A 22305-nucleotide genomic window follows, 5' to 3' on the forward strand; every position below is an offset into this window, starting at 1 on the left:
CGTCCGCGGGGTCTGTGGAGGATTTTCCAGGCCCTGACCCCGAAAAGTCTCCACAGACTTCGTACGCCCACCACCCGTCGGAGGTATGCCGCGTGGCCGGCTGGCCACGCGGCATACCTCTCGCGTGTGGGGGTGTCCCTGCGCTGGCCTAGGCTCGCTCCGTGACCGACGGACTCTTCATCGCCTTCGAGGGCGGCGACGGCGCGGGCAAGTCCACCCAGGTGGCCCTGCTGCGCGACGCGCTCGAGGCGGCTGGACGCACGGTCACGGTGACGCGCCAGCCGGGTGGCACGCCGCTGGGCCAGCAGATCCGCGACCTCGTGCTCCACGGTGACCACGTCGCCCCGCGGGCTGAGGCGCTGCTGTTCGCCGCCGACAAGGCCCACCACGTCGAGCTGCTGATCCGGCCGGCGATCCGGGCCGGCCACGTCGTGCTGACCGACCGCTACACCGACTCCTCCGTCGCCTACCAGGGGGCTGGCCGCGACCTGGGCGCCCAGGAGATCCACGACCTCAACATGTGGGCCGTCGACGACCTCGTGCCCGACCTCACGGTCGTCGTCGACGTGTCCGCCGCCGAGGGCCGCGCCCGTCGTGGCGACGTGCACGACCGGCTCGAGTCCGAGGCCGACGCGTTCCACGACTCGATCCGCGCCCACTACCTCGCGATGGCACAGGGCAACCCGCAGCGCTACCTCGTCGTCGACGGCACCCTGCCCCCCGACGAGATCCACGCCGCCGTGGTCGAGCGGCTGCGCGCGATGCAGGTGCTGCCGTGAGCGTCTGGCGCGACGTGATCGGCCAGGACGCCGCGGTCGCCATCCTCCAGCGGGCTGCGACGACCCCGGCGGCGATGACCCACGCCTGGCTGCTGACCGGACCGCCCGGGTCGGGGCGCTCGGTGGCCGCCCGGGCCTTCGCCGCCGCGCTGGAGTGCCCGCAGCACGGCTGTGGTGACTGCCGCGAGTGCCGCACCGCCGTCGACGGCACCCATGCCGACGTCGACGTCGTCGCGACCGAGGGACTGTCGATCAAGGTCGAGCACGCCCGTGAGCTCGCCCAGATGTCGGCGCTGCGCCCGTCCGTCGGGCCGTGGCGGGTCATCATCATCGAGGACGCCGACCGGCTCACCGAGCGGGCGGCCGACGCCCTGCTCAAGGCCATCGAGGAGCCCGTCCCGCGCACGGTGTGGATCCTGTGCGCGCCCTCGCTCGAGGACGTCGTCATCACCCTGCGCTCGCGCTCGCGGCACGTCCGCCTGCGGACGCCCCCGGTGGAGGCCGTGGCCGAGCTGCTCCACCGCCGCGACGGTGTCGAGATGCCCATGGCGATGTATGCCGCGCGGGCGGCCCAGAGCCACGTGGGCCTCGCGCGCCGGCTGGCGCGCGACGAGGACGCCCGCATCCGCCGTCGCGACGTGATCGCCCTCGCCGGCAAGATCCACGGGGTCGGCGACGCCGTGGGGGCCGCGGCAGACCTGTCGTCCATCGCCGAGGAGGAGTCCTCGTCGGCAGCTGCCGAGCGCGACGCGGTGGAGCGGCAGCGGTTGATGGAGGTGCTCGGGGCCGACCCGTCGGCCCGCACCCAGCCGCCGCACATCCGCAGCCAGCTCTCGAGCCTCGAGAAGGAACAGAAGGCCCGCGCCACCCGCCATTCCCGGGACGTGCTCGACCGCTCGCTCGTCGACCTGCTGTCGGTCTACCGCGACGCGATGGTCCTGCACAGCGGCGCCGCCATCGGGCTGGTCAACCACGACAGCCTGCCGGCCGTCCAGGCGCTGGCGCGGTCGATGAGCCCCGAGCAGCTGCTGGGTGCCATGGACGCCATCGGCACGGCGCGCGAGCGCATCGGCCTCAACGTCAACCCCCTGCTCGCGCTCGAGGCGATGGCGATCTCGTTGCGCGTGCCTCGGTGAGGGCCTCCCAGCCGGCCGGGATACGGTCGAGCGCATGACGCTCCAGGGACGCGTGTGGGTGGCCGCGGCAGCAGCCGTGGTCATGGGCCTGTCCGGGTGCTCCTTGCTCCCGCGCGACCAGGCCGAACGCCCGCCCGTCGCGCCGTCGGTCCGCACGCCCCCGTCCGGCGCCGAGTCCCTCACGAGGTTCTACTCCCAGGACCTCGAGTGGAAGCGTTGTGGCAGCGCCGAGTGCGCCGGTCTCGAGGTGCCCCTCGACTACGCCGAGCCCGACGGTGAGTCGATCACCATCAAGGTGCTCCGCGTGCGCGCCAAGCGCGAGAAGGGCCGGCTCGGCTCGGTCGTCGTCAACCCCGGCGGCCCCGGCGCCTCGGGGTTCGACTATGCGCGGGCCGCCGACTTCATCGTCGGCAAGCCGGTGCGCCAGCGGTATGACGTCGTCGGTTTCGACCCGCGCGGGGTGCAGCGCTCCGCCCCGGTCGACTGCCTCTCCGACAAGGCGATGGACTCCTTCCTCGGACAGGACCCCACCCCCGACGACGCAGCCGAGGTGTCGGAGTTCATGGCCTCGATGAAGGCGCTGGGGCAGGCGTGCGAGTCGAAGTCGGGCGCCCTGCTCTCGCACATCTCGACGCGAGATGCCGCCAAGGACATGGACATCCTGCGGGCCGCGCTCGGTGACGCCAAGCTCAACTACCTCGGCAAGTCCTACGGCACCTATCTCGGCGCGGTCTACGCCGAGCAGTTCCCGCAGCTCGTGGGGCGGTTCGTCCTCGACGGGGTGCTGCCGCCCGACCTGACGATCGAGGAGTCCGCGGTCGGGCAGTCCGAGGGGTTCGAGCGGGCCGCACACGCCTATGCCCGGGACTGCGTCGACCAGGGGAGCTGCCCGCTCGGCAGCTCGGAGTCAGCCGTGCTGTCAGGCCTGGCCTCGTTGCTCAAGCGGCTGGACGCCAACCCGGTGCCGATGCAGGACGGGCGGGTCTCGCAGCTCACCGAGGGGTGGGCCTCGCTCGGGGTGGCTCAGGCGATGTACGACCAGGGGTCGTGGGCCACGCTCACCGACGCCCTGCGCGCCGTGGTCAGCGAGAACGACGGCACCGAGCTGATGGGCATCGCCGACCAGTACGCGCGCCGTGACCCGAGTGGCCGGTACCGCGAGAACCTGCTCGAGGCGTTCTATGCCATCTCGTGCGCCGACAACCAGGGCGGGTCCGACCCGGCGTTCTACGAGCGGGTCGTCGCCAAGGCCAGCGAGAAGGCCCCCGTCTTCGGCCCGGCGCTGGGCTGGGGCATGGCCACCTGCAGCAGCTGGCCGGTCAAGGTCGACGGTGGCCCGCGCAAGATCTCCGCCGAGGGGAGCGGGCCGATCGTGGTGGTCGGTACGACCCGTGACCCGGCCACGCCGTACGAGTGGTCGGTGCGCTTGCGTGACCAGCTGGCCAACGCCACGCTGGTGAGCTTCGACGGCGACGGCCACACGGCATACACCCGCTCCAACCGCTGCGTCGACAGCGCGATCGACGCGTACTACGTCAAGGGCACGGTGCCGCGCGACGGCCTGAGCTGCTGACCCGGCACCCCGTCGACCGAGGCACGGTGGCGACCACCCGGCATACCGCTGGGGTCACTTGAACGCGTAGACCACGGTGACCGTGACGCCGACGAACTCGGTGCCCGGCGCGATCGGGATCGCCTTGGTGCCGGCGGAGTCGGCGGCTGCGCGCGAGAAGTCGACCGGCGGGGGTGTCGAGACGGACTCGCTGATCGTGACGAGCTGACCGAGGTCGCGCCCGGCGGCCTTGGCGTACTGCTCGGCCTTGGTGCGGGCGTCGGTGACGGCCTTGTCGCGGGCGGCCGCCGCGAGCTTGCTGGTCTCCTCGAGGTCGAGGCTGAGGCCACCGACCTGGACCGCGTTGCCGCCGGCGGTCGTGGCGGCGTTGATGGCGTCGCTCGCCTTGCGCAGGTCGCGGATCGCGGCGGTGACGCTCTCGGTCACGGTGTAGCCGTTCAGCCGGGGGACGCCGTCGGAAGGGTAGGAGTAGTCGGGCGAGATCGTGAGGTTGGAGGTCTGCAGGTCCTTGGCGGCGACACCGTTCCTGGTGAGGGCGGCGTGGACCTTGCTGGTCCTGGTGTTGGCGTCCGCCAGGGCCTTGTCGATCGAGTCGGCCTTGGTCGTGATCGACAGGTCCAGGCGCAGGGTGTCGGGGGTGCCGGCAACGCGCGCCGTGCCGGTGACGGTGATGCCGGCCGGTGGGGCGGTGGCGGCTCCGGGTGTTGTGACGGTCTGTGCAGTCGGTGCGGTGGCCCCACGGGCCGACAGGGCGGTGCCGGTGACGAAGGCACCTCCCAGCAACGCGACGCAGGCGGCGGCGGCCGTCCCGCGGTTGATCGTGAGGGTGCTCATGAGGATGGGACGGGGTGCGGCGGAGGTCGGTTCCGGCGGGGCGGTCAGGGGGTGTCCAGCCCGGTTCGGAGATTGGCGCCGTCATCCGTATACTCATCGTCCGTGCCTCCGGGCACCTGCCGCCTTAGCTCAGTCGGCCAGAGCGATTCACTCGTAATGAATAGGTCATCGGTTCGATTCCGATAGGCGGCTCAGCGAACGCCCCTCAGGCAACTGGGGGGCGTTTCTGTCGTCAGGGCAGATCGGCTGTGGCGTGAGCAAATGGAGTTCCAGGGCCTTGACCACCCCGACGGCACGGTGCGACACATTGGACTTGAAGATCGGCGTGTCATAGATGAAGGACGCCAGTCCACCATCGTCCACCCGGTCCAGGGGCACGACGGATTCCCCCCGAACCCGGTGAAGTCTCTGCTGGTACTCCTCGATCAGGTCGTTCAGGTACTTCTCGATGTGTCCGTAGTGTTGCTCGAGCGACTCCTCCAGATCGCGGCCGCCACCGACATCGACCTTGATCTTCTGGCAGGAAGCCACGTGGACCTGGATCAGGGGAGCACGACGCCGCAGGCTCTCGAACACGAGCTGCTGCTTGCACAGCTGGCTCATCAGGGCGGAGTAGGTAGCGACGTCGACCCTGGCGTCCTCCCGCGGACCGGCTTCGGCCTCCAGCAGGCGACGGACCCGCTTGACGCTGTTGTAGCTGGCCAACGTCTCACCGATGAGGGATCTGACGCGCTCGTTCACGCGCTCCCGTTGGTCCCGTGCGCGGTCGGCGTCCTGCCGGGCCTGGATCTGCGTCTGCTGGAGCCTGAACGTGGCGTGGCCGACGACCGCGCCGACCAGGGAGACGCCGAGGATCTGCAGGCAAAGGCGCCAGAGCTCCCATCGGGGGCTGTCGGCCGTCATCTCAGAGGCCTGTGCGAGCACCAGGCCCACCAGGGCAACGAGGGCAACCCCGCCGAGCAGGATGAAGGGGAACCATCGGGCCTTCGTCAGCCGTCGCATGATCCCTCGCCCCCAAACCCATCAGCCCGGATCACGGAACCCGTCGTGTGGCCTTGCGGATGGTCGAGCGTGAGCCGCACTGACCTGGGTGTGCATCCGATGTACTGAGCGTGCGCGCGCTGGCGGGCGTTTGGTTCCGCCAAAAGTCGTATTCCTGCGAATGCCGCATCGTTCGGTGCCTGGACGGTGCGCCGAACGGGATCATGAGCCCGTGTGCCGGAGCGCCCCTGGCAGCGCGCCCTACGACGAGCCCGCCTGGAGGGACGCGATCTCGGCCCGCGCCGCGGCGCACGCAGCCAGGGCGCTGCTTGCCAAACCGGGTGGAGGCACCGGCCGCGGGAGCCGGCGGGGGACGTAGTGCGCTGCCCTGCATCGTCTAGGTGTCGTCGGACAGGAGCGACGCGACAGCCCGAACATCTTGCCGTCGAGGGCGTGACACTGACTGGTGGGAGTGGTCTTGCGCGGGCCCTTGAACGGGAGGAACCTACGAGCCATGTCCGGGGTTGACGAGGCGACCGCTCTCGAGCACGTACGCGAGGTGCTCACCGCCCGGTTCCCGACGGTGGACCCCACCACGGTGAATGCCGTGGTCCACGAGGTGCATGCCTCCCTCGACGGGCCGGTGCGTGACTACATCCCACTGCTGGTCGAGCGGCTGAGCCGGGACCGACTGCGCGCACTGGCATCCAGTGCCTCGTCGCCGAGCAGGGCCCGTGACCCCCACACCTTCGTCTCAGGGTGAGCTCAGCCCCCAGCTCGCGGAGGACTCGCGCAGGGGATCCCGGGAGCCCGTGCGCCAGCTGGTGTCGGGGCACCTCATCAGCCAGACGAAGGCGCTCAGCCGCGCCGAGGCCGGAGTCGGCGCGGGAGACCCCAAAGCAGTGCACCGGATGCGGACTGCTGCAAGGCGGCTGCGGTCTGCGTTGTCGACGTACGAGTCGCTGTTCGAGCCCGGCTCGACGGATGCGGTGCGGGACGACCTGAGGTGGCTCGGCCAGTCCCTCGCGGACGCCAGGGAAGCCCACGTCCTTCGTGGACGGCTCAGGGCGATGCTGGACGACGAACAGGTGGATCTCGTGGCTGACCCGGTGGCGGCCTGGCTCGAACGTGAGCTGGCGGCGGCCGAGCTGGTGGGCGCCGCGACGGCGGGGGCGGCCGTGCGCAGTGAGCGCTACCGACGGCTGCTGGCGGCACTGGAGGAGCTGGCCTCGAGCGGGCCGTGGACGGACGCAGCCGAGCGTCCTGCCCGACCCGCGGCGACGGAGCTGCTCGCGCGCGACGTCCGCATCCTGCGCCGGGCCGTCGATCGGGCGGGGAGTGCGCAGGGGCGCGATCGTGATACCGCCCTCCACACCGTCCGCAAGAAGGCCAAGAGAGTCCGGTACGCAGCCACGAGCGCTTCACCAGTCGTGGGTCAGCGTGCGGCGCGACTCGCGTCGAGGGCGACCCGGCTGCAGACCGTGCTCGGGGACCACCAGGACTCGGTCATGGCGTGTGCGGAGCTGCGTCGGTATGCCGTGACGGCTCGCCTCGCGGGGCTCGACGACGTGCCGTTCGGACGGTTGCTGGCGCTGGAGGAGCACCGGGCCCGGGCAGCCGACCAGCGCTTCGCGCGGGCGTGGCTCAAGACACCGCACCGACACGTCAGGCGATGGTTGCGCGCCGGCAAGGACTGACCCCGTCAGCCGGCGGCCCGAAGGCCTGTCACGGGGAGTCGGCGAGCCGGTTGCCCAAGGTCGTGACGACAGGCCGCGGCGACGTGTCGACGGCCAGCCGGAACACGTCGGGGCGGTGGTAGTGGCCGACCGGGTCGAACATCCGCCGCGCCGACAGCACCCGCGTGAGGTCGAGCTCGGCCAGGAGGACCGCCTCCTCGTGCCGTGACGGCCCGGCCAGGATCTCCCCGTTCGTGCCCACGATGACGGTGTTGCCGGGCTCCACCCAGTCGGGGTCGTCGGGGTCGACCTGCCAGACCCGCTCGCGGTCCGGGAAGTCGGCCGGGATCTGGTCGACGCGCAGGCACGGGTTGACGCCGATGACGAAGCAACGACCTTCGCGGGCGATGTGGCGCAAGGTGGAGACCCAGCCGTCACCCTGCGCCAGCGTCGGCGCCACCCAGACGTCCACGCCCTGGGAGTACAGGTAGAACCGTGCCAGCGGCATGTAGTTCTCCCAGCAGATGAGTCCACCCAGGCGTCCGAAGGACGTGGGGAAGGTCTCGAGGGTCGACCCGTCGCCCATGCCCCACACCGTCCGCTCCGAACCGGTGGGCATCAGCTTGCGGTGCTTCCCCAGGAGGGAGCCGTCGGGGGCGAAGTACAGCAGCGTGTTGTAGATGGTGCTCCCGGTCGCCTCCCTCTCGCTGACCCCGATCACCACGTACGCGCCCGCCTCCCTGGCCGCCTCCCCGAGCCGGCGCGTCGTCTCGCTGGGCACCACGACCGCCTGGTCGGCGAACAGCTCGAACCAGCGCTCGTCACCGTCCCAGATCCGCGCGCCGTCGATCCAGATCGGGGTCCCGGGCAGGAAGGCCTCGGGGAACACCACGAGGTCCGCGGCGCGGACCTCGTCGGTGGACAGGAGCTCCTCGACCTTGGCGAGCGTGGCCTCACGGTCCATCAACACGTATGCCGCCTGCACCGCCGCGACCTTGATGCTCGCCATACCGGCGCCTCCCGCCTCGCGGCCGGTCCGTCCGAGCGGCCTGCTCCGACGATGACCCTGCGCAACACGTGCGGTCAAGACCGCTGCGCGGCCCGCCGCACCACGCGCCACGGTGCGGCGGGCTGCAGACGCGACATAGCACGTCCTTTCGCCGCCCCGGGTCGTCGGCCGTTCGGAGGATCTTGCGACGTGTCACGGGCCGGCGCACCGGAATCCGGGCCGGGCCTTCGTACAGTGCGGGGATGAGCGAGTTGCACCGGCCCGACGACGCGGCCAGAACCCTGTCCGCCGAGCAGCGCGAGGAGCTGGTCCGGCTGATCGTGGGCTGGCGCCTGCTGGGGGAGCCCCGCCGCGTCTAGGGCCGCCTGCTCGTCGAGCCGCGCCCGCACGTCATACCCCGGAGGGAACCTCCTCGTCGTGCCCGCAGCAAGGTAGGGTCCCTGCTGGTAGGGGCGTTCGTCCTCGTCCGGCTCACCGGACACCAAGGGTCCAGCAAGAGGCCGCCGGACGGGCCCCCTCCGAGCGCCGAGGCACAGGCTGCCTCCCGCTCCACGATGGAGTCACCACGCAACTTTCGTGCGCTCGCGAGCGCACGACCCCAGGACGGCCGAAGCCGTGACCCCACCCACCACCACCAGGGACCTGCGCCCCGCGCCCACGACCCGAGGACGGCCGAAGCCTTGACCACAGCCACCACCACGAGGGACGTGCTCCCAGCGCCGACCCTCACCGGGCCCTTCTCCGTCGCGGAGAGCCGCCCGTGAACTACGAGGAAGGCCTGGTCATCGACGGCAGGTACCGCCTCGAGGACCTGATCGCGACCGGTGGCATGGGCCAGATCTGGCGAGCCCGCGACGAAATCCTTGGTCGCCAGGTCGCGGTCAAGGTCGTGCGTCCCGAGGTGGCCGAGGACTCCGGCTTCCTCGAGCGGTTCCGTGCCGAGGCCCGCAACAGCGCCGCTCTCCAGCACCCGAACATCGTCACGGTCTATGACTTCGGCGAGGGCGAGCGGAGCGCCTACCTCGTCATGGAGCTGATCGAGGGGGAGCCCCTGTCCGCCATCATCCGCGAGCGGGGCCCACTGCCTCCCGCAGAGGTCACCGAGATCCTCCACCAGGCGGCGCTGGCCCTGCAGGCGGCGCATGACGCGGGCGTCGTCCACCGTGACGTCAAACCCGCCAACATCGTGGTCGACCCTGACGGCTATGCCCGGCTGGCGGACTTCGGCATCTCGCGGGCGCTCGCCAGCGCCCCGCTGACGCAGACCGGTGAGGTGCTGGGGACGGCCCACTACCTGGCCCCCGAGCAGGTCCAGGGCATGCCCGCGGGCCCGGCCAGCGACGTCTACTCGCTGGCCGTCGTGGGCTACGAGATGCTCACCGGGGCCCGCCCCTTCGAGGGCGAGTCGATGGTGACCACGGCGCTGGCCCACCTGAGCCAGCCCGCACCCCAGCTCCCGGACCACGTCCCGGACCCCCTGCGCACCACGGTCATGGCCGGGCTCGCGAAGCTGCCCGAGGAGCGCCCCTCCAGCGCAGGCGAGTTCGCCAACTCGCTGCGCCTGCCTGAGGGCACCGTCCCCGAGCACCTCCTCGCCGGTGCCAGGTCCGCCATGAGCCCGGTCGTCGCCGGCCTGGCCGAGGGCGCGTCCACACCCCAGCCGGGCTGACCGTGGGCGGACGGCACGCCGCCTCCGGTTCCGCCACGGGTACCTCCGTGCGCGCCCTGGCCGCGGTCGCCCTCCTGCTGTGCGTCGTCGGGCTCGCCATGGCCTGGCTGTGGCCGGACGGCGCATTGCCCCAAGCGGTCGGTCAGGACGGGCAGCAGGTCAACGGCGTCGTCAGCGCGGTCGACGTCCGGGCGTGCGACGGCCCTGCCGACCCCGCGTCGTCACCCAGCCCCGCGCCGGCGGATGCGGTCTGCGGGACGGCGCAGGTTCGCCTGACCTCGGGTGACCAGCAAGGGACGACCCTCACGGTTCCCCTGCCCTCAGGACCCGGGGCGGTGACCGTCCAGTCCGGTGACCAGATCGCCCTGGCGTACTCGGCAGGGAACCCGGCGGGGACGCAGTACGCCATCATCGACCACCAGCGCGGCACCCAGCTCTGGGTCATGTTCGCGGCGTTCGCCCTCGCCGTCGTGGCCTTCGGGCGTTGGCGAGGCGTCACCGCCCTCCTCGGCCTGGGGTTCACGTTCTCCGTGATCCTCGGCTTCGTGATCCCCGCGATCCTCGACGGGAAGCCACCCCTGGCGGTCGCCATCGTGGGCTGTGCGGCCATCGTGCTCGTCGTCCTCTACCTGACGCACGGCGTGGGTCGCAGCACCACGGTGGCCCTCGCCGGCACGTTGGCCAGCCTCCTGCTGACCGGCCTGCTGTCGGTGCTGGCGGTGAGCGCCATGAAGCTGTCCGGTGGTGGTGACGAGAGCTCGTTCCTGCTGGCGCAGACCCGCGGCGTCGATCTGCGCGGGTTGCTCCTGGCCGGGATCCTGATCGGCTCGCTGGGCGTCCTCGACGACGTGACGGTCACCCAGGCGGTCACGGTGGAGGAGCTGGCCCTCGCCAACCCTGGCTTCAGCGTCGGCCAGCTGTATGCCGCGGCGACGCGCGTCGGGCGCGCCCACATCGCCTCCGTGATCAACACGATCGTGTTGGCCTACGCGGGCGCCTCGCTCCCGTTGCTGGTCCTCATCGTCGCCCTCGACGACCCGGTGGGGCAGGTGCTGTCCGACCAGCTCGTCGCGACCGAGCTGGTGCGCAGTGTGGTGGGCACGCTGGGCCTCATCGCCGCGGTCCCCATCACGACCCTGGCCGCCGCTGTCGCCGTCGCGCGGACACGGCCGGCGACAGCCTCGCCCGGGCGCTTCGGCCACCCGAGGGCATAGCGCACATATGGCCCACGGATTCTAGACGGAGCGCAAGGACCCGGGGACGACGACCTGCGGCGTGCTCTAGTCCGTTCGGCCAGTAATGCTCAGGCCAAACAGTCCTCATGGCCCCGGATGGCTTCCCCCACCCCGCGCACCGGCACGTATGTTGCCGTTCGCCCCAGTTTTCGTGATGAGGAAGGTGACTCTGTGTCCAGACTGCAGTCGGCGGCTGGCCGTGTCCCCCAGGACCTGGCCTTCGGCCACTGGTCTCTGCGCAGAAAGCTTGCGGCGGCCCTCGTCCTCCCAGTCCTGCTTGCCTTGGTGCTCGGTGGCTTGCGCGTGAAGAGCGACTTCGACCAGGCCACAGAGCTGACCAGCGCCTCCGAGGCGTCCAAGGTCGTCAAGCCGCTCATCGACTACAACGCCGCAGTCCAGACCCTCGCCACCTCCGCCGTCACCGGTGGTCCTGCACGCAACCCGTCCGTGGTGGCGTACGAGAAGGCCGCCGACACGCTTGCGCAGGCCGTGAAGAACGGCAACGTCAGCGCGCACGCGCGGGCAGAGGTCGACAAGGCGCTCGACAACGGCAAGGGCGTTCGCACCGTCATCGACCAGAAGGGTGCGCTGTCGGTCGTCATCGACAAGGCCAGCGCCACGGCCCAGGCCACCTCCGAGGTCGTCGCCTCCCTCGGCCTGAGCAGCGACGACGCGTCGGCACGCTCGGTCATCGCGATCCAGGACACCGTCGCCGCGCACCGGTCCATGACCGCGCAGCAGCTGAGCCTGGAGAACGCCAGCGACGCCGGGGCCATCATCGGCACCACCGGTCAGGTGGGCGCAGAGTCGTCCTTCCTCAGCCGGCTCAAGGCCGAGGTCATCTCGACGAACTCCTTCGACGTGCAGCGGCTCACCTACGACAACTTCCGTCGCGGCGCCACCCTCCAGAGCGCCGGCAGCGGGACCCTCGACCGCAAGTTCCTCAGCGGCAGCTACCGCGAGAGCGGCTCGGCCTACGCGACGGTCGTCCAGCGCGAGATGGACGCCCTGGTTCGCGCGCTCGACTCCCGCGCGGCCGACCTGCGGACCAGCGCCCTCATCAACGCGGGCCTCGTCGCGATCGCCCTGATGGCCACCCTCATCCTCGTGCTCGCCCTGATCAAGTCGCTGCTGACCCCCATCCGGGCCGTCCGCCTCGGCGCCCTCGACATCGCGAACACCCGACTGCCCGAGGCGGTCGCCAAGATCCGCGACGGCGAGGAGGCACCCGAGTTCGTGCCGATTCCCGTGACCACCCACGAGGAGATCGGCCAGCTGGCCCGAGCCGTCGACGACCTGCACACGCAGGCCCTGACGCTCGCCGGTGACCAGGCCCGCCTCCGCGTCCAGGTCGGGCACATGTTCGAGACGCTGTCGCGCCGCAGTACCTCCCTCATCGACCAGCAGCTCAGCCTCATCGAGCGCCTGGAGAGCGACGAAGAGGACCCGAAGCGACTGCAGTCGCTGTTCCGCCTCGACCACCTCGCCGCCCGTATGCGCCGCAACAGCGACTCGCTGCTCGTCCTCGCCGGCACCTCGACCCGTCGTGGGGCCTCCGGCTCCATCTCGGTCTCCGACGCCGTGCGCGCCGCGGTCTCCGAGGTCGAGAACTACGAGCGCATCGACATCGGCGAGACGGCAACGGACCACGTGCTCGGCGCCGTCGGATCCGACCTCATCCACCTCCTGGCCGAGATCGTCGACAACGCCCTCGCCTACTCGCCCCCGACGTCCCGTGTGGCGATCCGCGGCGCCCGCACGCCCGAAGGTGGCCTCCTCATCGAGGTCGCCGACCGTGGCCTCGGTATGCCGCCGAAGGACCTCGCGGCGATCAACGACCAGCTCGCGCACGGCGGGGACATCACCGCCGACACCGCGCGCCGGATGGGCCTCTACGTGGTCGGCAGCCTGGCCAAGCGCCACGGCATCGCCGTCCGCCTGCGCCGCAACGGCGACGAGCAGCAGGGCGTCACCGTCTCGGTGCACATCCCCGCCGGCCTGCTCGCCGAGACCTCCTCGCTGCCTGAGCGCACGCTCCGCGGCAAGTCCGCCCTGGCCCCCGCGCCGGAGGGTGTCGCTCCCACCGCCCCCGCGCCGTCGGCAGTCGGCGGCACCACCAAGGCCGGTCTGCCGACGCGGGTCCGTGGCGCCAGCGGTGCTCCGAGCACCCCTGTTCCCGGCGCTGCCAAGGCGCTGCCTACCCGCACGCCGGGCGCCCACGGCCCCGGTGCCCCGGTGCCCCTGGCAGCCCCGGCCAAGCCGGTCATCAGCAAGACCCACGGCAAGGACGCCGACGACCAGGCCAAGGCCGCCAACGGCTCGAAGGCCGACGAGGCTGACCCCAGGGCCACCAACGGATCGGCGGCCAAGGCCGACGAGAACGCGCCCAGGACCACGAACGGTCACGCCCCCGAGCCCGCAGCCCAGGTCACCCCCGTCGCCGACGACGCCGTCACGGCTGCGCCTGCCACGGACGTGCCTGCCAAGGATGACGCCACCCCTGCTGGTGACGCAGCCGCTCCGGCGACCCGCTCGGCCGCCGGCCTTCCCGTCCGCAAGCCCAGCGCGAGCCGGATCACGGAGTACCGCGAGTTCGAGGACACCCCCGACGCCGCGGCGCAGACCGACGCCGGTGAGGCGACGGCCAAGATCGACGCGCCCACTGCGAAGCAGGGCCGTCGAGGGTGGCTGCCCGGCCGCGCCAAGGCTGCCGCCGCGAAGGCCGAGGCCGAGGCCGAGGCGAACGAGCCCCGGCAGATGCCCTCCAACCTCTCGGCCTGGCTCGACCACCGCGCCAAGATGGTCGAGGCCACCAAGACCCGCGCGACGAGCGACGAGCCCGCCGCCGACGAGACCGACAGCCCCGAGTCCCTCGAGGCCACCGCAGTCGAGGTCGAGGCCCCCGCATCCGAGGTCGAGGCCCCCGCATCCGAGGTCGAGGCCGTGGAGGCCGTCGAGGCAGCCACCGACGTCGAGGCGTCCCCCGACTCGACCGAGCAGGACGCCGAGGAGGACCTGGTCGTCCCCCAGGAGTGGGTGGCCGAGGTCACCGGACAGGACGACCCGTCCGACTCCCACACCGAGGCCGAGTCCGTGGCCGCTCCCGAGGTCGCCGACACCGAAGCCACTGCCGACGTCGCCGAGCCGGGCGACCCCGACACCATCACCATCCCGGTGGCCTTCGTCGACGCCCCCGGCGCCGAGTCCGGCCGCGCGCCGCTCGACCGCTCCACGACCCTCCCGACCCGCATCCCCGGCACGTCCGGCGCGCCGACCGAGGAGGTCGACACCCGCGTGATGGGTCGTCCGGCCCTGCGGGCGCACAGCTCGTCCTTCTTCGGGGCCCGCAAGGCTCGCGACGCCCAGCCGGTCGCCGAGGCGGCCGTGGTGGAACCCGCCGTGGCCGAGGCGCCGGTCGAGGAGCCCGTCGACGAGCCGGTTGCCGAGGCGGCCGTGGTGGAATCCGCCGTGGCCGAGGCGCCGGTCGAGGAGCTCGTCGCCGAGCCCGTGGCAGAGGCAGCCGTCGAGGCTGACGCCGATGCCCAGCCCGTCGCCGAGGCCGAGGCCGAGGCCGCCACCGACGACACCCCCCACGACGCCACCGACGACACCGACGACACCTCGGCGACGGACGCCCACCTCGAGACCGAGGACGCCACCGAGGTGACGGACGCGGTCGACGGTGCGCAGCCGGCATACGACGTGGACACCGAGGTGGCCCAGGACGAGGTGCCGAGCGAGACGCAGCCGGAACCAGAGGTTTCACAGGTCGCAAAGGCGCGACCCGTCAGCATGAACGAGACCCCGATCTTCCGGGCGATGATGTCGCGGTGGCTCACCGACGACGCCGACCCCGCTGGTCCTTCGCAGTGGGCTCCGACCGAAGCTGACGAGGCCTGGTCGGCCGCCGCCCGCATCGAGGAGGCACACCCGCTGGAAGAGTCCCCCGCCGGCCTGCCCAAGAGGCGTCCCGGCAACTACCTGATCCCCGGTGCCATCGAGTCGGACACCCCGGCCCCCGCAGCCCCCGCTGTGAACCGGCGTGACCCCGAGGCGATCCGCCGCAACCTGCAACGCCACCAACAGGGTGTGAGCTCCGGCCGCACCGAAGCGCAAGAAGCACACGACGGTAACCACCGAGAGGAAGCCGATGTACACCACTGACGCCATGACCCAGCCCAAGGGCGAGTACGACTGGCTCGTGGCCAAGTTCACGACCGAGACCCCAGGCGTGTCCCACGCGATCCTGGTGTCGGCCGACGGACTGCCGATGGCCTCCAGCGAGCAGCTCCCCCCGGAGCGCGCCGAGCAGATGGCCGCCGTGGCGTCCGGGATGGCGAGCCTGGCCTCCGGCGCGGCCCGCCTGTTCCAGGGTGGCACCGTGCTCCAGTCCGTCATCGAGATGGAGCTCGGCTACCTGCTGCTGATGAGTGTCGGCGACGGTTCGCACCTGGCCGCGCTCACCAGCACCGACTCCGACATCGGTCAGGTCGGCTACGAGATGGCGGTCCTCGTGGACCGTGTCGGTCAGATGATCGACGCGGCTGCGCGGACCCCGATGTCGGGGTAGTCCATGGCGCCAGACGCACACGAGCAGACGGCCGCACCCAGGCTGGTGCGCCCCTATGCCCTCACGTCCGGGCGCACCGAGTCCGTGGTCGACCTACCCATCGAGGCCACGCTCGAGGTGTTGCCGGCAGGACGTGAGAAGACCTGGCCCGAGGGAGACCTCTCGGGACGGATCATCGAGCTCTGTGCCGCATCCCAGTCGGTGGCCGAGGTCTCCGCAAAACTTCACATCCCGCTCGGCGTGGCACGCGTCCTGCTCGGTGACCTCATCAGCGCCGGACACATGCGGACACGCACCACCATCTCCGAAAACACCACCACCGACGAACGACGTGCACTCATCGAAAGGACACTCAGTGGACTACGCGCCCTCTAACCGCAACAGCGCCTCGACGAAGATTGTCGTGGCCGGCGGCTTCGGCGTCGGCAAGACCACCTTCGTTGGCGCCGTCTCCGAGATCGACCCGCTGCGCACCGAGGCCCTGGTGACCCAGGAGTCCGAGGGTCAGGACGACATCTCCAAGGTCCAGCAGAAGGCCACGACCACCGTGGCCATGGACTTCGGTCGCATCACGCTGGCCGAGAACCTCGTCCTGTACCTGTTCGGCACCCCCGGTCAGCGCCGCTTCTGGTTCATGTGGGACGACCTGGTCAAGGGCGCCATCGGTGCCGTCGTCCTGGTCGACACCCGCCGGCTCGACGACTCGTTCGCCGCCGTGGACTACTTCGAGGCCAAGGGCCTGCCGTTCATCGTCGCGCTCAACGAGTTCGAGGGCGCCCAGACGTTCGGCACCGAGGAGATCCGCGAGGCCCTCGCCATCCCGTCGCACATCCCGATCATCACCGTGGATGCCCGTGACCGGGAGTCGGCCAAGCACGCCCTCGTCCGCATCACCGAGTTCGCGCTCACCCAGCTCAGCAACGTGGCCACCGCCTCGGCCTGAGCCACGGCACGACCCTCGACGGAGCCCGGCACCACCTCTGGTGCCGGGCTCCGCGCGCGTCGTCAGAGCCCGTCGAGGACCGGGGCGAGCCGGGCGACGTCGTCGGGCCCCCCGAGGTCGGGCAGCCCCACGAACACCGTGCTCACCCCGAAGTCTCGGTGCAGCACCCGGTAGCGCTCCCCGTGGGCGTCGGCCTCGCCGGCGTGGTGGCGCGCCGCATAGGTCGCCGCCGCGGTGCGGCCGCGAAGCCGCTCGACCCGTCGCCACGTGTCGTCGCGGTCGGTCCCCACCACCGGGAGGTCGAGCACCGTCACTGCCACCTCACCGGGGTCCCGTCCGACGTCGGCGCAGTGCCGGTGCAGCACCTCGACCTTGCGGGCCAGCGTGGCCGGGTCGCTCGGCAGGTTGCAGGCGTCGCCGAGCTCCGCCGCGATGCGCAGGGTGCGCCGCTCTCCCGAGCCGCCCACGATGATCGGGGGCGTCCCGACCGGCCGCGGGTATGCCGTGGTCTCGGGGAGGCTGACCCGCGCCCCTTCGTGGGCCTTGGTGCCCTTGGACCAGAGGGCCCGCATGGTCTCGATCGTCACCTCGAGCTGGTCGAGGCGCTCGGCTGCCGGGGGGAAGGGGAGCCCGAAGCCGAGGTGCTCGCGTTCCCACCAGCCTGCGCCGACGCCCACGAAGGCGCGACCACCGGACAGGACGTCGAGCGTGGCAACGGTCTTCGCGAGGATCCCCGGCGCCCGGTAGGTCACGGGCGACACGAGGGTGCCCAGCCGCAGCGAGGTGTCGAGGCCCGCGAGCAGGCCGAGGGTGACCCACGGCTCGGGGATCGGCTCCCACGCCCGGTCGACCTGCGGGATCTGGATGAGGTGGTCCATGAGGGCGAGCCCGGCGAAGCCGGCGTCATCCGCGGCAAGGGCGATGTCGCGCAGCCACCCCGTGGGGTCCTGCCCCCACGGGAACCGCGAGACCTGCAGCACGACGTCGACGGCGGCGGACCGGTGCGCCGGTCGTGCCGGAGCGGGCTGCTCGGCGACGTCAGGGCTGGTGGCCCCGGGGCTGACGGTCAGCACGTGGTCCCAGCTCTCGGCGGCCAGCGCCTGCCCGACGCCCGCCGCGCGACCCAGCTGCTGGGCCATCACGCGAGCTGGCACGCGCCGGTCACGGGCCGCGTTGCGTTCACGGCAGACCGGCGCTGGGGTGTCGAGATGCACTGCGACGCAAGGGATTCCGGCCGACCTGGCGAGGTCCCGAAACGTCTCGCGCAGAGCCGGGTCGAGTCCGAGGGTGTCGACCACGACGGTCAGCCGACGCCCGGCTCGGGCCCGGACGATCTGGTGGAGCAGGGCGAATGCGTCGTCGGACGCGTCGAGGTCGTGCTCGCCGCTGCCGACCACTGCCCGCAGCGCGTCCGAGGACACGATCTCCTGGGGGCGGTACCGCCGGGCAGCCCACGCCGACTTGCCCGCGCCGCTCGGCCCGACGAGGACCACCAGGGCGGGGTCGGGCAGGCGGTTCTCCTGGCTCAGTGGCCGGCCTTCGCCTCGTGGCTGACCAGGCCGACCAGGTTGCCCTCGCTGTCGCGGATGAAGGCCATCCACTCGTCGTGGCCGGCGGGCCCGAGCGAGTCGTCGGTGTGCTGGAAGATCACGTGCGGTTCGACCTCGATCGTGGCCCCCCGCCCGCGCAGGTCCTCGACCGAGGCCCGCACGTCGTCGACCGACAGGTACAGCATCGCGGAAGGGGCGCCGCCCTCGAGCAGGAGGCGGGTGCCGGCGCCGAGGGCGAAGAAGAGCAGTCCCGGCGGCTCGAACCGGCCGATCGGCGGCGACCCGAGCAGGTGCTCGTAGAAAGCCGCGGCACGGTCAAGGTCGTCCGCGTGCTGCGCCACCTGCGCCAGTCGGTGCCCACCGCTCACCGCCACCACCTCCTGCCCCGAAATCTAGACCTGCCCGGCCCCGTGCGACACCGGTCCGCCCGGAGCGGTCTCGGCAACGCGACGCAGCACCTCGCGGGTGACGAGGTCGGGACACAGCTCGGGCAGCCAGTGCCCGGCCTCCACCTCGACGAACCGGTAGTCGGCCGCCACGAACTGCGCGGTGAGCTCGGCGGCCTCCCGGCCGAGAGCCTCGTCGAGCGAGCCCCAGATGTAGGTCGTGGGGACCTGGATCCGTTCCTGGTCCGACTCACGGAGCGCAGTCTCGGCGCGAGATGCCTTGGCGCGCAGTCGATCCCGGACCTTCCTCGCCTGCAGGACGCCCAGCGCGCGGTACCAGCCCAACCCGCCCCGGGCCATCCCGGGCCGGCGGAACCGGGCGGCATACCGCTGGGCGAGGGGCGCGGGCAGGCCGCTGCGCGCGAGCACCGTCCGCAGCCGGAAGCGCAGGAGCAGCTCCGGCAGGAGGGGCAGCTGGAACGTCAGCAGGTACCAGCTGCGCCGCTGCTGGTCCCGACCTCGCAGCGCCAGCGCCATCGCACGGTGGTGAGGGGTGGACAGCACGGTGAGCGAGCGGAGCCGGGTGGGGTGGCGCTCCGCGAACGCCCACGCCACCGTCCCGCCCCAGTCGTGACCGACGAGGTGGGCCCGGCCGACGCCGGCCGAGTCGAGCAGCGCGGCCACGTCGGCGACGAGCTCGGACACGGCATACGCGCCGCGGCCCCGCGGAAGGGCTCCGGGCGAGTAGCCGCGCTGGTCGACCGTGAGCACCCGCAGGCCGGCCGCCGTCAGCGGGGGCACCACGGCGTCGAACGCGCGCTGGTCCTGCGGCCAGCCGTGCAGCAGGACCACCGTCTCGCCGCCCACGGGGCCGCGGTCGGTCACGTCGAAGGTCAGGCCCTGCCGGCTGAACTGCTCCACCCCGTGAACCTACCCGGCGCACCGGCCGTGGTCCGGTGACAATGGTGACGTGCCGACCTTCCGCTTCCACCACCAGTGGGCGCTCGACGCGCCCGTGCCGCACGTCTACTCGGCCCTCGCCGACGTCGAGAGGTATGCCGTGTGGTGGCCGCAGGTGCGCAGCGTCGAGCGCATCGACGACGAGTCGGGACGCACCTCGATCCGCAGCTTCCTGCCCTACACGCTGCACCTCGTGCTGCGCCGTGACGTCGAGGACGAGGCCGACGGCATCCTGCGGGTGGCCGTCTCGGGCGACCTCGAGGGCTGGTGCCAGTGGCAGCTGCGCGCCGGCCCCGAGGGGACGACGGCGACGTTCGACCAGGAGGCCTCGGTCACGCCGACGCTGCTCGCCCGGACGGCCCCGGTGACCGGGCCGCTGCTGCGGGCCAACCACTCGTGGATGATGCGGTCGGGGCGGGCGGGACTCGCGGACTACCTCGACCGCGCCTCGTGATGGCCCCCGCGCCTGCCTCCCACCCCCTGGGCGGACGCCGCGCCTGGCTGGTCTACACCGCCGCTGTCCTCGTCTACATCCTGTCGGTGTTCCACCGCAGCTCGCTCGGGGTGGCGGGACTGCTGGCGACCGAGCGGTTCGACATCGCGGCGACCCAGCTCAGCGTGTTCACGATGGTCCAGCTGCTCGTCTACGCGGCCATGCAGATCCCGGTCGGGGCGCTGCTCGACCGGTTCGGCCCCCGCAACCTGCTGCTCAGCGGGATCACGATCCTGACCCTGGCCCAGCTCGGTTTCGCCTTCGCAGACACGTTCGCCCTCGGGGTCGTGGCGCGGGTGTTCGTGGGCATGGGCGACTCGATGGTCTTCGTCCCGCTGCTGCGGCTGGTGTCCCTGTGGTTCCCGCCGCTGCGGATCCCGATGGTGTCGCAGCTGACCGGCCTGCTCGGCCAGATCGGCGCGCTCACCGCGGCTTCCCCCCTCGTCTACGCGCTGCACCGGTGGGGGTGGACGCCCAGCTATGCCACCGCTGCGGGCCTGGGCGTGCTGCTCGCCGTCCTCGTGCTCTGTGTCGTGCGGGACTCGCCCCACCCCGACCACGAGCTCGACCAGATCAAGCTGCGGGCCCTCGCCCGCGTCGTGCGCGCGGCGTGGCGCACCCCGGGCACGAGGCTGGGGCTCTGGTCCCACTTCTCGGCGCAGTTCGGGGCGACGGTCTTCGCCCTGCTCTGGGGCTATCCGTTCCTCGTTGCGGGACAAGGACTTTCGCCCAACGCGGCAGGCAACCTGCTCATGCTGATGACGGTCACGACGGTGGTGTCGAGCCCGCTCATCGGCAGCTTCGTCACCAAGTACCCGTTCTCGCGCTCGACGCTCATCCTGGGCATCGTCGGGGCGATCATGACGGTCTGGGCGGTGGTCCTGCTCTGGCCGGGCCGCGCGCCGTTGCCGCTGCTCGTGGTGCTCGTCGTCGTGACGGCGGTCGGGGGGCCGGGCTCGCTCGTCGGCTTCGACCTGGCCCGCACGTTCAACCCGCCGACCCGGCTGGGCAGCGCCACCGGCATCGTCAACGTGGGTGGCTTCCTCGCGTCCCTGTCGACGGTCACGCTGATCGGGATCATCCTCGACCGGGTCGCGCCCGGCGGACCCTCCACCTATGACGTGGACACGTTCCGGGTGGCCATGTCGGCGCAGTACCTCGTGTGGGGTCTGGGAGTGGTCCAGATCCTGCGTTACCGCCGCAAGGCCCGTCGCGGGCTGCGCGAGAGCGACCCGGAGGCGTATGCCGCGCTGCGGGCCGGGGAGTCCATCACTCCCTGAGCCCGGCGCGGCCCGGCGAAATGTCCGGGTCGTCCGGCTGGTGAAGGCCCCGGGACGCCGCCGCCGCGGCGCCCCGGACGAGCCTTCAGAAGGCCTCCCACCTGCGCAAACGTCAGTTTCGTTACCGATTCGTGATCGACTCTGGACAGGTGATCGAATCGTGGGGTCTGCCTGCTGAAAAACATGCATGTAACTCGATGAATGACATGGCTGTCATTTCGCCTGCCGCCCCGAAAGGCGTGGGATTTGTGTGACGGGAGTGCTCTGAGTGAAAACCCGGCTCTAGTCTCGTCCGGCTGCCCCCATTCGAGAAAGAGGCATCCCCCGTGCCCGGTACACCCGCTCCCCGCCGCGCCCTCCGCGCAGCGGCGACGCTGTCCCTCGTGGGGATCTTCGCTGCCACCTCGACCCTCGCGGCCGTGGCCGACCCCGAGCCGGTCTATCCCTCGCAGAGCCAGGTCGACACGGCCAGGAAGGCCGTCGCGGGCACCGCGGGCAAGGTGTCCTCGCTGGACGCCCAGTACGCCGCCGCCAGCGCCCGCCTCGACGACGTGCAGGAGCAGGCGGCGATCGCCTCCGAGGCCTACAACGGCGCGCGGTACAAGCTCGACCGCCGGACCGCGGAGACCGCTGCCGCCCGCAAGAGGGCCGAGGCCGCCCAGGCGATCGCCGACGCGGCGAGCCTGGAGGTCCGCCGGTACGCGGCCGTGATGTACCAGCAGGGCGGCAGCCTCGGCGAGCTGGAGGCCTACCTGTCGAGCAAGGGCCCGCAGGACATGATCGACCGGGCCACCGCGCTCGAGGCCGTCGGTGACGCCCGCTCCCGCACGATGCAGAAGGCCGCGGCGACCTCGATCGTGGCCGCGACGATGAAGAAGCAGGCCGCACAGGCCGAGGCGCAGCAGGCCGCCGCCGCGCACGATGCGCAGCAGGCCCGGGACGCCGCGCAGGCGAAGGCGCAGGCAGCCGAGACGGCCGCCGCCCAGATCCAGCAGCAGCAGCAGACCCTCGTGACCCAGCTGGCCTCGCTGCGCAAGACCTCGGTGGACCTCGAGAAGGCCCGGCAGACCGGGCTCGCCGCCGCTGCCGCCGCGCGGGCTGCCGCCGCGGAGGCGGCCAAGCAGGCCCGCCTCGCCGAGGCCCGGGCCAAGGCTGCGCGGGATGCTGCGTCGCGAGCCGCCGCCAGGGCCGCGGCCAAGCGCGCCGCAGCCGAGGCCGCGCGCCAGAGAGC

At 71.8% G+C, this 22305-nt stretch carries 20 protein-coding genes and 1 tRNA gene; 15 read left to right on the plus strand and 6 right to left on the minus strand.

Annotated features, from left to right (window positions below; all coding sequences use genetic code 11):
- Window positions 1-161 precede the first annotated feature (161 nt).
- The 3 genes from tmk to AC1DV7_RS14265 are packed head-to-tail and all read left to right on the plus strand — an operon-like array spanning window position 162 to window position 3488.
- The gene (gene tmk, locus AC1DV7_RS14255) at window positions 162-779 is read left to right on the plus strand and encodes a dTMP kinase (protein ID WP_477597796.1); all 618 of its coding nucleotides are present in this window, start codon (window positions 162-164) and stop codon (window positions 777-779) included.
- A complete protein-coding gene (locus AC1DV7_RS14260) occupies window positions 776-1915 on the plus strand; it encodes a DNA polymerase III subunit delta' (protein ID WP_477597797.1) in 1140 nt (379 codons plus the stop codon). Before tmk ends, AC1DV7_RS14260 begins: the two co-directional genes overlap by 4 nt.
- A gap of 34 nt (window positions 1916-1949) precedes the next feature.
- The gene (locus AC1DV7_RS14265; RefSeq protein WP_477597798.1) at window positions 1950-3488 is read left to right on the plus strand and encodes an alpha/beta hydrolase; all 1539 of its coding nucleotides are present in this window, start codon (window positions 1950-1952) and stop codon (window positions 3486-3488) included.
- Between the two features lie 54 nt (window positions 3489-3542).
- Here the strand turns inward: AC1DV7_RS14265 and AC1DV7_RS14270 are convergent, their stop codons facing one another.
- On the minus strand, window positions 3543-4322 hold the full coding sequence (locus tag AC1DV7_RS14270) for an SIMPL domain-containing protein (protein WP_477597799.1): 780 nt from the start codon (window positions 4320-4322) through the stop codon (window positions 3543-3545).
- Between the two features lie 118 nt (window positions 4323-4440).
- Between AC1DV7_RS14270 and AC1DV7_RS14275 the strand changes: the two genes are divergently transcribed.
- A tRNA-Thr gene (locus AC1DV7_RS14275) sits at window positions 4441-4514 on the plus strand.
- On the opposite strand, the gene AC1DV7_RS14280 is transcribed toward AC1DV7_RS14275, so the two are convergent.
- A complete protein-coding gene (locus AC1DV7_RS14280; protein ID WP_477597800.1) occupies window positions 4488-5324 on the minus strand; it encodes a hypothetical protein in 837 nt (278 codons plus the stop codon). The genes AC1DV7_RS14275 and AC1DV7_RS14280 overlap by 27 nt on opposite strands.
- A gap of 493 nt (window positions 5325-5817) precedes the next feature.
- On the opposite strand from AC1DV7_RS14280, the gene AC1DV7_RS14285 reads away from it, so the two are divergent.
- Together AC1DV7_RS14285 and AC1DV7_RS14290 are read left to right on the plus strand one after the other, a co-directional pair.
- The gene (locus tag AC1DV7_RS14285; protein ID WP_477597801.1) at window positions 5818-6066 is read left to right on the plus strand and encodes a three-helix bundle dimerization domain-containing protein; all 249 of its coding nucleotides are present in this window, start codon (window positions 5818-5820) and stop codon (window positions 6064-6066) included.
- A complete protein-coding gene (locus AC1DV7_RS14290) occupies window positions 6038-7000 on the plus strand; it encodes a CHAD domain-containing protein (RefSeq protein WP_477597802.1) in 963 nt (320 codons plus the stop codon). Before AC1DV7_RS14285 ends, AC1DV7_RS14290 begins: the two co-directional genes overlap by 29 nt.
- Window positions 7001-7028: 28 nt before the next feature.
- On the opposite strand, the gene AC1DV7_RS14295 is transcribed toward AC1DV7_RS14290, so the two are convergent.
- Complete coding sequence (locus AC1DV7_RS14295) at window positions 7029-7988, minus strand: carbon-nitrogen hydrolase family protein (protein ID WP_477597803.1); 960 nt, start codon at window positions 7986-7988, stop codon at window positions 7029-7031.
- Between the two features lie 760 nt (window positions 7989-8748).
- On the opposite strand from AC1DV7_RS14295, the gene AC1DV7_RS14300 reads away from it, so the two are divergent.
- The 6 genes from AC1DV7_RS14300 (at window position 8749) to AC1DV7_RS14325 (ending at window position 16405) form a co-directional block, all read left to right on the plus strand.
- Entirely contained in the window at window positions 8749-9657 is a 909-nt protein-coding gene (locus AC1DV7_RS14300; RefSeq protein WP_477597804.1) for a serine/threonine-protein kinase, read from the plus strand.
- 47 nt (window positions 9658-9704) lie between these two features.
- On the plus strand, window positions 9705-10871 hold the full coding sequence (locus AC1DV7_RS14305) for a YibE/F family protein (protein WP_477597805.1): 1167 nt from the start codon (window positions 9705-9707) through the stop codon (window positions 10869-10871).
- 324 nt (window positions 10872-11195) lie between these two features.
- Window positions 11196-15056, plus strand: coding sequence for a sensor histidine kinase (locus tag AC1DV7_RS14310; protein WP_477597806.1), 3861 nt, complete (start codon window positions 11196-11198; stop codon window positions 15054-15056).
- Window positions 15043-15462 carry a roadblock/LC7 domain-containing protein gene (locus AC1DV7_RS14315; RefSeq protein WP_477597807.1) on the plus strand — a complete coding sequence of 140 codons (420 nt, stop codon included), beginning with the start codon at window positions 15043-15045 and terminating at the stop codon, window positions 15460-15462. Before AC1DV7_RS14310 ends, AC1DV7_RS14315 begins: the two co-directional genes overlap by 14 nt.
- A 3-nt stretch (window positions 15463-15465) precedes the next feature.
- Window positions 15466-15837 carry a DUF742 domain-containing protein gene (locus AC1DV7_RS14320; RefSeq protein WP_477597808.1) on the plus strand — a complete coding sequence of 124 codons (372 nt, stop codon included), beginning with the start codon at window positions 15466-15468 and terminating at the stop codon, window positions 15835-15837.
- Window positions 15818-16405, plus strand: a complete 588-nt coding sequence (locus AC1DV7_RS14325; protein ID WP_477597809.1) for a GTP-binding protein — start codon at window positions 15818-15820, stop codon at window positions 16403-16405. Before AC1DV7_RS14320 ends, AC1DV7_RS14325 begins: the two co-directional genes overlap by 20 nt.
- A 62-nt stretch (window positions 16406-16467) precedes the next feature.
- On the opposite strand, the gene AC1DV7_RS14330 is transcribed toward AC1DV7_RS14325, so the two are convergent.
- Genes AC1DV7_RS14330 through AC1DV7_RS14340 form a run of 3 tightly spaced genes read right to left on the minus strand, consistent with a single transcriptional unit; the run spans window position 16468 to window position 19262 of the window.
- Window positions 16468-17898 carry an LLM class flavin-dependent oxidoreductase gene (locus AC1DV7_RS14330; protein ID WP_477597810.1) on the minus strand — a complete coding sequence of 477 codons (1431 nt, stop codon included), beginning with the start codon at window positions 17896-17898 and terminating at the stop codon, window positions 16468-16470.
- 32 nt (window positions 17899-17930) lie between these two features.
- A complete protein-coding gene (locus AC1DV7_RS14335; protein ID WP_477597811.1) occupies window positions 17931-18323 on the minus strand; it encodes a VOC family protein in 393 nt (130 codons plus the stop codon).
- Window positions 18324-18347: 24 nt separating this feature from the next.
- Window positions 18348-19262, minus strand: coding sequence for an alpha/beta fold hydrolase (locus AC1DV7_RS14340; RefSeq protein WP_477597812.1), 915 nt, complete (start codon window positions 19260-19262; stop codon window positions 18348-18350).
- Window positions 19263-19311: 49 nt separating this feature from the next.
- Between AC1DV7_RS14340 and AC1DV7_RS14345 the strand changes: the two genes are divergently transcribed.
- The 3 genes from AC1DV7_RS14345 to AC1DV7_RS14355 form a co-directional block, all read left to right on the plus strand.
- Window positions 19312-19755: an SRPBCC family protein gene (locus AC1DV7_RS14345; protein ID WP_477597813.1), complete on the plus strand. Its 444-nt coding sequence runs from the start codon at window positions 19312-19314 to the stop codon at window positions 19753-19755.
- Window positions 19755-21074: an MFS transporter gene (locus AC1DV7_RS14350; RefSeq protein WP_477597814.1), complete on the plus strand. Its 1320-nt coding sequence runs from the start codon at window positions 19755-19757 to the stop codon at window positions 21072-21074. Before AC1DV7_RS14345 ends, AC1DV7_RS14350 begins: the two co-directional genes overlap by 1 nt.
- Window positions 21075-21400: 326 nt before the next feature.
- A partial coding sequence (locus AC1DV7_RS14355; RefSeq protein WP_477597815.1) for a coiled-coil domain-containing protein occupies window positions 21401-22305 on the plus strand: 905 nt, incomplete at its 3' end.

This window comes from Pedococcus sp. P2_E4, from assembly GCF_056403935.1.